Annotated in this window: 7 protein-coding genes; 6 read left to right on the forward strand and 1 reads right to left on the reverse strand. The window is 73.1% G+C overall.

Features of this window, described 5'->3' with window-relative positions:
* Positions 1-53: 53 nt before the first annotated feature.
* The 5 genes from FKN01_RS13610 to FKN01_RS13630 all read left to right on the forward strand — a co-directional run bounded on the left by FKN01_RS13610 (position 54) and on the right by FKN01_RS13630 (position 7,868).
* Positions 54-2,813 (forward strand): glycoside hydrolase family 48 protein, encoded by a 2,760-nt coding sequence (locus tag FKN01_RS13610; RefSeq protein ID WP_143620057.1) that lies wholly within the window; start codon positions 54-56, stop codon positions 2,811-2,813.
* A complete protein-coding gene (locus tag FKN01_RS13615; protein WP_143620018.1) occupies positions 2,810-3,010 on the forward strand; it encodes a hypothetical protein in 201 nt (66 codons plus the stop codon). The genes FKN01_RS13610 and FKN01_RS13615 overlap by 4 nt, the downstream gene beginning before the upstream one ends.
* 139 nt (positions 3,011-3,149) lie before the next feature.
* On the forward strand, positions 3,150-5,288 hold the full coding sequence (locus tag FKN01_RS13620) for a glycoside hydrolase family 6 protein (RefSeq protein ID WP_143620020.1): 2,139 nt from the start codon (positions 3,150-3,152) through the stop codon (positions 5,286-5,288).
* Positions 5,289-5,456: 168 nt separating this feature from the next.
* On the forward strand, positions 5,457-7,055 hold the full coding sequence (locus FKN01_RS13625; protein ID WP_143620022.1) for a sigma-70 family RNA polymerase sigma factor: 1,599 nt from the start codon (positions 5,457-5,459) through the stop codon (positions 7,053-7,055).
* 78 nt (positions 7,056-7,133) lie between these two features.
* Positions 7,134-7,868 carry a 1-acyl-sn-glycerol-3-phosphate acyltransferase gene (locus FKN01_RS13630; protein WP_143620023.1) on the forward strand — a complete coding sequence of 245 codons (735 nt, stop codon included), beginning with the start codon at positions 7,134-7,136 and terminating at the stop codon, positions 7,866-7,868.
* A 48-nt stretch (positions 7,869-7,916) separates the two neighbouring features.
* Here the strand turns inward: FKN01_RS13630 and FKN01_RS13635 are convergent, their stop codons facing one another.
* Positions 7,917-8,546, reverse strand: a complete 630-nt coding sequence (locus FKN01_RS13635) for a TetR/AcrR family transcriptional regulator (protein WP_143620025.1) — start codon at positions 8,544-8,546, stop codon at positions 7,917-7,919.
* A 106-nt stretch (positions 8,547-8,652) separates the two neighbouring features.
* Between FKN01_RS13635 and FKN01_RS13640 the strand changes: the two genes are divergently transcribed.
* The gene (locus FKN01_RS13640; protein WP_143620027.1) at positions 8,653-9,642 is read left to right on the forward strand and encodes an ABC transporter permease; all 990 of its coding nucleotides are present in this window, start codon (positions 8,653-8,655) and stop codon (positions 9,640-9,642) included.
* Positions 9,643-9,836 lie beyond the last annotated feature (194 nt).

Genomic DNA, 9,836 nt, shown 5'->3' on the forward strand with positions numbered 1-9,836 from the left:
GAGGATTTGTGTCGATATCACGTAGAACGTTCAGCAGCGCCCTCGGCGGCAGCGTGCTGGCCCTCGGTCTGGTCCAGGGCACCGCGGTCGCCCAGCCCGCCTCGGCCCAGGCCGGTACCGGAGCCCGCGCGAGCGCCGCCGGCGACGACCCGTACACGCAGGCCTTCCTCACCCAGTACGGCAAGATCAAGGACGCCGCGAACGGCTACTTCAGCCCCGACGGTCTCCCGTACCACTCGGTCGAGACCCTGATGGTCGAGGCGCCGGACCACGGCCACCAGACGACGTCGGAGGCCGTCAGCTTCTGGATGTGGCTGGAGGCGGCGTACGGCAGGGTGACCGGTGACTGGGCGCCGTTCAACGCGGCCTGGGCGGTGGCCGAGAAGACCATCATCCCGCAGCACGCGGACCAGGCCAGCAGCGACGCCTACCGGCCCTCGGCGCCCGCGACCTACGCGGCCGAGCACCCGTTGCCCAGCGGCTACCCCTCGGCCATGGACACCGGGGTGTCGGTGGGCAGCGACCCCCTCTCGGCCGAACTCGCCTCGTCCTACGGGACCATGGACGTCTACGGCATGCACTGGCTGATGGACCTCGACAACACCTACGGCTACGGCAACAAGCCCGGCACGGGCGGCCAGTCCGGGCCGGGTGCGGGCGCCTCCTTCATCAACACCTACCAGCGCGGTGCGCAGGAATCGGTGTGGGAGACCGTCCCGCAGCCGACCACCGACCTCTTCAAGTACGGCGGTCCGAACGGGTATCTGGACCTGTTCGTCGGGGACAAGAGCTACGCCAGGCAGTGGAAGTACACCAACGCGCCGGACGCCGACGCCCGCGCGGTGCAGGCTGCCTACTGGGCGTACCGCTGGGCCTCGGAGCAGGGCAAGGAGAGCCAGGTCGCGGCCTCGGTGGCGAAGGCCGCCAAGATGGGCGACTACCTGCGCTACGCCATGTTCGACAAGTACTTCAAGCGGATCGGCAACTGCACCGACCCCAACTCCTGCCCGGCCGCCTCCGGCCGGGACTCCCAGCACTACCTGCTGTCGTGGTACTACGCCTGGGGCGGGTCCGCGGGCACCGGCGGTGGCTGGGCCTGGCGCATCGGTGACAGTGCCTCGCACCAGGGCTACCAGAACCCGCTCGCCGCCTGGGCCCTGTCCAACGTGCCCTCACTCACCCCCAAGTCGGCGACGGCCAAGTCGGACTGGTCCAAGAGCCTGACCCGGCAGCTGGAGTTCCTGACCTGGCTGCAGTCCAGCGAGGGCGCCCTCGCGGGCGGCTGCACCAACAGCTGGGAGGGCCGCTACGGCACGCCTCCGGCCGGCACGCCCACCTTCTACGGCATGGCGTACGACTGGCAGCCGGTGTACCACGACCCGGCGAGCAACAACTGGTTCGGCTTCCAGGCCTGGGGCATGGAGCGCGTCGCCGCGTACTACTACGTGACCGGCAACGCGACCGCCGAGGCGGTGCTCTCGAAGTGGGTCGCCTGGGCGTCCAGCGAGACGACCATCGGCGCCGACGGCAGCTTCCGCTTCCCCTCCACCCTGAACTGGACGGGCCAGCCGGACACCTGGAACGCCGCGTCGCCCGGTGACAACGCCGGCCTGCACGTCTCCGTGGTGGACTACGCCAACGACGTCGGCGTGGGCGCCGCGTACGTCAAGACGCTCACCTACTACGCCGCCAAGTCGGGCGACGAGGACGCGGCGGCGCTCGCCAAGGCCCTGCTGGACGCGATGGCGCTGAACGCCACGGACAAGGGCATCTCGGTGCCGGAGACCCGGCTGGACTACAACCGGTTCGACGACGAGGTGTACATCCCGTCCGGCTGGACGGGCACCATGCCCAACGGCGACCCGATCCGGTCCGGTTCGACGTTCATCGGTATCCGCAGCTGGTACAGGGACGACCCGGACTGGCCGAAGGTGCAGGCGTACCTGGACGGCGGGGACGCGCCCGTCTTCACGTACCACCGCTTCTGGGCGCAGGCCGCGCTCGCCCTGGCCTTCGCGATCTACGCGGAGCTGCTGGTGGAGGGCGGCGGCGGTGAGCCGGGCGGCGACACCGAGCCGCCGACCGTGCCGGGCGGCCTCACGGTGACCGCGACCACCAAGGACAGCGTCTCGCTCTCCTGGTCCGCGTCCACCGACAACGTCGCGGTGACCGGCTACGACGTGTACCGCAACGGTGTGCTGGCGGGCAACGCGACCGGGCGGACGTTCACCGACTCCGGGCTCGCCGCCGGCACCGAGTACACCTACGCGGTGGCGGCGCGGGACGCGGGCGGCAACACCTCGGCGCTGTCCGACGCGGTCCTGGCCACCACGAAGACCGGCGGCTCGACCGGGACCGGCGCGGTGAAGGTCCAGTACAAGAACAACGACTCCTCCGCGACCGACAACCAGATCCGGATGGGCCTCCAGGTGGTGAACACGGGCAGCGCGCCCATCGACCTGTCGACGGTGAAGCTGCGGTACTGGTTCACCGCGGACGGCGGCCCGAGCACCTTCGGCACCTACTGCGACTACGCGGTGCTCGGCTCCTCCACCATCACCCACACCGTGGTCGCCGTCCCCAGCCCGAGGACCGGGGCCGACCGCTACCTGGAGATCGGGTTCACGGGCGGCGCGGGCACGCTGGCCGCGGGCGCCTCCACCGGTGAGATCCAGCTGCGTCTCAACAAGAGCGACTGGTCCAACTTCAACGAGAGCAATGACTACAGCCGGGCCACCAACACCTCGTACGCGGACTCCTCGAAGGTCGGCGCCTACGTCGCCGGCACCCTCGCCTGGGGAGTCGAGCCGTGACAGGCCGGCCGCTGCCGGCTCTGGCCGGGACGGCCGCCGCCCTGGTCCTGGCCGCCGCGGCGATGCTGACCGGTGCCTCCCCGGCGCCCTCCCACGAGCTGGACGGCCACAGCCGGACCACCGGCGCGGCCCTCACCGACGCCCCGGAGGCCGGGACGCACCTCACCGGCGCCCTGCCCCCGGGCACCGCACCCTGACCGGCCGGACCTCCGGTCACCCCACAGCTCCCGATGGCGGGCCACACACTCACCCCGCTCAGCCCGCCATCGGGCACACCCCCCATGAACCCGTCCGCGGAGAGTCTCCGCGGGCGTATGAGAGGAGCACGGAGCCGCAATGAGTAGCAGAGGCACCATCAAGCAAGGTCTGCGCCGGAGGCTGGCCGCAGCCTCCGCCCTGGCCATGGGCGCGGCGCTGGCGGTGGCGGTCCCCACCACCGCCGACGCGGCGGCGGCCCGGGTCGACAACCCTTATGTGGGCGCCAAGGCGTACGTGAACCCGGACTGGTCCGCCCTGGCGGCGGCCGAGCCGGGCGGCGCGGCCATCGCGAACACGCCCTCCTTCGTCTGGATGGACCGCATCGCGGCTATCGAGGGCACGGAAGGCAAGCGGAGCCTGCGCGGCCACCTGGACACCGCCCTCGCGCAGGGCGCGGACCTGTTCCAGGTCGTCATCTACGACCTGCCGGGTCGTGACTGTGCGGCACTGGCCTCCCAGGGCGAGCTCGGCCCCACGGAGCTCGACCGCTACAAGAACGAATACATCGACCCGATCGCCGAGATCCTCGCCGACCCGGCGTACGCGAACCTGCGCATCGTCACCATCATCGAGCCCGACTCGCTGCCCAACATCGTCACCAACGCGGGCGGCACCGCCGGTTCGACCGAGGACTGCGCGACGATGAAGGCGAACGGCAACTACGAGAAGGGTGTCGGCTACGCCCTGCACACCCTGGGTGCCATTCCCAACGTCTACAACTACATCGACGCCGCCCACCACGGCTGGCTGGGCTGGGACACCAACATGGCCCCGGCCGGCCTGGAGTTCAAGAAGGCCGCCACCTCCGAGGGCGCGACCGTCAACGACGTCGCCGGCTTCATCGTGAACACGGCGAACTACTCGGCTCTCAAGGAGCCGAACTTCAAGATCACCGACACGGTCAACGGCACCACCGTGCGCCAGTCCAAGTGGGTCGACTGGAACTACTACACCGATGAGCTGTCGTTCGCCCAGGCGCTGCGCACCCAGCTGGTGGGCCAGGGCTTCAACTCCAACATCGGCATGCTGATCGACACCGCGCGCAACGGGTGGGGCGGTCCCGACCGGCCCACCTCGGCGGGCCCGCTGACCAGCGTGGACGCCTACGTCAACGGTGGCCGTGTCGACCGGCGCATCCACGCCGGCAACTGGTGCAACCAGAGCGGTGCCGGCATCGGTGAGCGGCCCACCGCCGCCCCCGAGCCCGGGATCGACGCCTACGTGTGGGCGAAGCCCCCGGGGGAGTCGGACGGCAACAGCGAGCCCGTGGAGAACGACGAGGGCAAGGGCTGGGACCGGATGTGCGACCCGACCTACGAGGGTAACGGGCGCAACGGCAACAGCATGTCCGGCGCCCTGCCGAACGCGCCGGTCGCGGGTCACTGGTTCTCCGCGCAGTTCCAGGAGCTGGTGCGCAACGCCTACCCGCCGATCGACGGCAGCGGCGAGAACCCCGGCGGCGGCGACGGTGGCGACGACGACACGCAGGCGCCGACCGCGCCGACGGGTCTGACGTCCACGGCGAAGACCAGCAGCAGCGTCTCGCTGTCCTGGTCGGCGTCGAGCGACGACACCGGCGTGACCGGCTACGACGTGTACCGGGGCGCCACCAAGGTGGGTTCGACCACCACCACCTCGTACACCGACACGGGTCTGTCGGCCTCGACGGCCTACAGCTACACCGTCAAGGCGAAGGACGCGGCCGGTAACGTCTCGGCGGCCTCCTCGGCCCTCTCCGTCACCACCTCCGCCGGGGGCGGCACCGGAACGGGCGCGCTGAAGGTCCAGTACAAGAACAACGACTCCTCCGCGACCGACAACCAGATCCGGATGGGCCTCCAGCTGGTCAACACCGGCAGCACGGCGGTGGACCTGTCCACGGTGAAGCTGCGCTACTGGTTCACCCCCGAGTCCGGCTCCGCCACCTTCGGCACCTACTGCGACTGGGCGGTCCTGGGCTGCGGGAAGCTGAACCTGGCGGTGAAGTCGAACGGTTCGGCGGCCGGGGCCAGCCACTACCTGGAGGTCTCCTTCGGCAGCGGCACCCTCGCGGCCGGCGCCTCCACCGGTGAGATGCAGCTGCGGCTGAACAAGAGCGACTGGTCCAACTTCAACGAGGCGGACGACTACAGCCGCGGCACGGGCACCTCGTACGCGGACGCGTCCAAGATCGGCGTCTACACGGCCGGCACCCTCTCCTGGGGCACCGCGCCCTGATCGGTGACCGGATGATCCGGTGACTCCGTCCGGCCCCGCCACCTGTGTGGCGGGGCCGGACTTCTTTACGCACAAGTGAGCGACGGGTTTTTGTTATGGTCTGCGGCCGGGCCGCGTCTCCCAGGTGTGCGTGAAGCCAGAACAGGACTCCGGAAGAGTGAGCACGGCATGGGCCAGGACCGCGAACGGGCGTTGATCGAAGCGGCACGGGCCGGTGACGGCGAGGCCAGGGACCAGCTCGCCGCGTCCTGTCTTCCGCTGCTCTACAACATCGTCGGACGCGCGCTGAACGGCCACGCGGACGTGGACGACGTGGTGCAGGAGACGGTCCTGCGCATGCTGCGCGCCCTGCCCGGTCTGCGGAACCCGGAGAGTTTCCGCTCCTGGCTGGTGGCCATCGCGATGAACGAGATACGCGGCCACCGGCGCGACCGGCAGTCCGCCCCGGTCCCCGTGGAGCCCCTGGCCGCCGGCCGCGACCGGGTCGATCCGGCGGCGGACTTCGTGGACCTGACGATCCTGCGGCTCGGCCTGTCCGGACAGCGCCGGCAGGTCGCCGAGGCGACCCGGTGGGTGGACGAGGACGACCGGGCGCTGCTCTCGCTGTGGTGGCTGGAGGCGGCGGGCGAGCTGACCCGGGCCGAGGTCGCCGCCGCGATGGACCTGTCGCCCGAGCACACCGCCGTACGCGTGCAGCGGATGAAGGCGCGGCTGGACACCGCCCGGGTGGTGGTGGGCGCGCTGGGCGCCCGGCCCCGGTGCGTCCTGCTGGACGAGATGCTCATCGGGTGGGACGGGGCGCCCTCGCCGCTGTGGCGCAAGCGCATCGCCCGGCACGCGCGCGGCTGCACGGTCTGCTCCGGGTTCGGCTCGGGGCTGGTGCCGGCCGAGGGCCTGCTCGCCGGACTGGCCCGGGTGCCGCTCGCGGGGGCCGGGGCGGGCCGGGCCCACCGGCCGGCCGAGGCCGCGGCCGGGACGGCCCTCGCCGCCTCCGCGCGGCCGGGCCGGGCGGCGCGGCGGCGGCACCGGGCGCGCCGCCGCCGGCGCAACGCCGTGGTGGCGTCCCTCGTCGCGGTGGGCGTGCTGGGGGCCGGGGGCGCCGCCGTCCATCTGTCGACGGGTGACGAGGACGGCGACGAGGTGTCCGTCGCGACCGCCCCCGGCACCGGCGGTTCCGCCACCGCGACCGCGTCCGCCGCGGCGTCCGGGTCCGCGACGCCGTCCGCCTCGCCGTCGCGCTCCGCCGGGAGCCCGAGCCCTGGCGCCTCGCAGACGCGGGGCCGGACGCGGCCGGGGAAGACGGCTGCCGCGACCAGGCGTCCCCCGGCGGCCGAGTCCCCGTCCGCGAGCCGCCCGGCCCCGGCCGGGTCCGTGCCGAGCCCGCCCTCGGACGCGGAACGGGTCCTGGCCCTGGTCAACACCGAGCGGGCGAAGGAGGGCTGCTCGCCGGTGTCCGGCAACGACGAGCTGACGACCGCCGCGCAGCGGCACTCCGAGGACATGGCCGCGCGGGACTACTTCTCGCACACCTCGCGGGACGGCTCGGGCCCCGGCGAGCGGATCACGGCCGCCGGCTACCGGTGGAGCACGTACGGGGAGAACATCGCCAAGGGGCAGCGGACGCCGGCCGACGTGATGGAGTCCTGGATGAACAGCCCCGGCCACCGGGCGAACATACTGAACTGCTCGTTCAGGGAGCTGGGCGTGGGCATACAGGACAGCCCGGGCGGCCCCGTCTGGACCCAGGACTTCGGCGCGGGCATGTGAGGCCTCGGCGTCGCCCGCCGGGGGCGGGGTATACGTCCCTTCATCGACCCGCTGACGCCACCGGACCGGGGAGGGACCGTGTTCTACCACGTCCTCAAGTACGTCCTGCTCGGCCCGGTGCTGCGGCTGCTGTTCCGTCCGGTCATCGAGGGCGCGGAGCACATCCCGGACGACGGCGCCGCGATCGTCGCGGGCAACCACCTGTCGTTCTCCGACCACTTCCTGATGCCCGCGGTCCTGAAGCGGCGGATCACCTTCCTGGCCAAGGCGGAGTACTTCACGGGCCCGGGCGTGAAGGGCCGGCTGACGGCCGCCTTCTTCCGCGGCGCGGGCCAGATCCCCGTCGACCGGTCGGGCAGGGAGGCGGGGCGGGCCGCGATCCGTGAGGGCATCGGGGTGCTGGAGCGGGGCGAGCTGCTGGGGATCTACCCGGAGGGCACGCGCTCGCACGACGGGCGGCTCTACAAGGGCAAGGTCGGCGTCGCCGTGATGGCCATCCGGGCGCGGGTGCCGGTGGTGCCGTGCGCGATGGTCGGCACCTTCGAGGTCCAGCCGCCCGGCAGGCGGCTCCCCCGCCTCAGGCCCGTCACCATCCGCTTCGGCGAACCGCTGGACTTCTCCCGCTACGCGGGCCTGGAGAACGAGAAGGCGGCCGTCCGGGCGGTGACCGACGAGATCATGTACGCGATCCTGCGGCTCTCCGGCCAGGAGTACGTGGACGAGTACGCCGTGAAGGCGAAGAAGGCGATCCCGGGCGGGCAGCAGGGCCGCTTGCCGGGACGGCGACGCGGGCAGCGGACCCGCGAGCGGTGAACGCCGCCGGTCGGGGGCGTGGGCCGTCCACAGCCTCCTGGGACGGCTTCAGCCCGCCTTCGTCAGGTCCATGGACATCAGCCCGCGCAGGCCGTTCTCCAGGGCCTCCGGACCGGTGTCGCCGAAGATCGCGAGCTGGGCGATGAAACCCTGGGCGGTCGCGATGAGGGTGCGCGCGACCTGCTCGTCCGGCACGTCCGCCCGGAGCACTCCGGCCTCCCGGTACAGCCCGACCAGCTCGGTCCAGGCGCTGCGCAGGCCCCTGAACGCCTCGGTGAGCGCCTCCGCCAGCCGCTCGCTGCGCAGGGCCTCGGACCAGACCTGGACGATCAGCCCCGCGTACGCCGGGGCCTCGAGGCCCCGTTGCGCTTCCCGGCCGTCCATGAACAGGCCCCGCGCCACCCGGCCGATCAGGATGTCCGGGGTGGGGACCGGGGTGTCCCGGGCGGCTTCCGCGAAGGCCCGGCGGACCCCGTCGACCGCCTCGGTCGCGATGGCCGCGATCAGGTCGTCCTTGCCGCTGAAGTAGCGGTAGACCGCACCTGCCGACAGGCCGGCCTCCTGCAGCACGTCCTGCATCGAGGTGCCGTGGAAACCGTCACGGGCGAAGCAGCGCGCGGCGCCGTCGAGGATCTGTCTGCGGCGGGCGTCGAGGTGCGCCTGGGATACACGGGCCATGCGGCCAACCTAAAACGAACATTCATTCTTGACAACCGGCCGCAGCGGGACGACAGTGACGGCATATAAAACGAACGATCCTTCTTTTTGAATCGAGGCCCTTCCCGTGTCCCTCACACCGAACCGCCGCCTGGTGGGGGTCGTCCTGCTGGTTCCGCTGGTGGTGACCCTCGCCCTGTGGGCCTTCGCCTGGCCCGCCGCCCGCACCGCCCCGCGCGACCTGCCGGTCGGGATCGCCGGAACCGCCCCGGCCGCCGACCGGCTCCAGCAGCGGCTGGAGGACCGCGACGGCGCCTTCGCCGTGCACCGCTACGGCTCCGAGGCCGCCGCCCGCGACGCGATCGAGGACCGGACGGTCTACGGCGCCGTCGTCGTCACCGAGAAGGGGCCCGCGCTGCTGACGGCGAGCGCGGCCGGCCCCGTGGTCGCGCAGCTGCTGCACGAGGCCGTGAGCGCCGGGGCACCGGCCGGCTCCGCCGTCCCCGTCACCGACGTGGTGGCGGCGCCCGCCGCCGACCCGAGGGGTGCCGTGCTCGGCGCGAGCATCCTGCCGCTGGCCATCGCGGGGGTCGCCGCCGGCGCGGCCGTCACCCTGCTGCGACTGCGCGGGGCGCGGGCCGGGGGCGCGCTGCTCGGCGTGGCCGCCGTGGTGGGGCTGCTGGCCACCGCCGTGACGGACAGCTGGCTCGGCGCGCTCACCGGCGACTGGTGGAGCGAGGCCGGGACCATCGCCCTGGTCGTGCTCGCCGTCGGAGCGCCGGTGGCGGGCCTAGCGGCCCTGATCGGGACACCGGGGATCGGCATGGGGGCCCTGCTCATGGTGCTGCTGGGCAACCCCTTCTCGGGAGTGACCAGCGCGCCCGAACTGCTCCCCCGGCCGGTCGGCCCGATCGGTCAGCTGCTGCCGCCCGGGGCGGGCGGGTCCGCGCTGCGTTCGGTGGCGTTCTTCGACGGCGCGGCGGCGGCCGTCCCCGCTCTGACGCTCGGCGCGTGGGCGGTGCTGGGGCTGGCCGCGGTGCTCGCCGGCGGACGCCGCGGGACGGCCGCGGACACCACGGCGCCGGAGCCCGTGCGGGAGCCGGCACTGGCCGGCTGACCGCTGTCGCGGCACAGGAGTGGGGGGGGCGCCCCGGGGCGGGGGGGGGGGGGGGGGGGGGGGGGGGGGGGGGGGCGGGCGGGGGGGGGGGGGGGGGGGGGGGGGGGGGCCCGGCGCCCCGCCCCCCCGCGCGCCCCCCCCCGCCCCCCCCGGGGGCCGGGGCGGGGCGGGGCGCGCGCGCGCCCGGCGCGCGG

Source organism: Streptomyces sp. 130, from assembly GCF_007096885.1.
Classification (GTDB): domain Bacteria; phylum Actinomycetota; class Actinomycetes; order Streptomycetales; family Streptomycetaceae; genus Streptomyces.

What these genes read in the sequence shown, in the direction of transcription:
- FKN01_RS13635 (WP_143620025.1), bottom strand. Translation starts at nt 8,546, where the DNA reads ATGGCCCGTGTATCCCAGGCGCACCTCGACGCCCGCCGCAGACAGATC.
- FKN01_RS13625 (WP_143620022.1), top strand. Translation starts at nt 5,457, where the DNA reads ATGGGCCAGGACCGCGAACGGGCGTTGATCGAAGCGGCACGGGCCGGT.
- FKN01_RS13620 (WP_143620020.1), top strand. Translation starts at nt 3,150, where the DNA reads ATGAGTAGCAGAGGCACCATCAAGCAAGGTCTGCGCCGGAGGCTGGCC.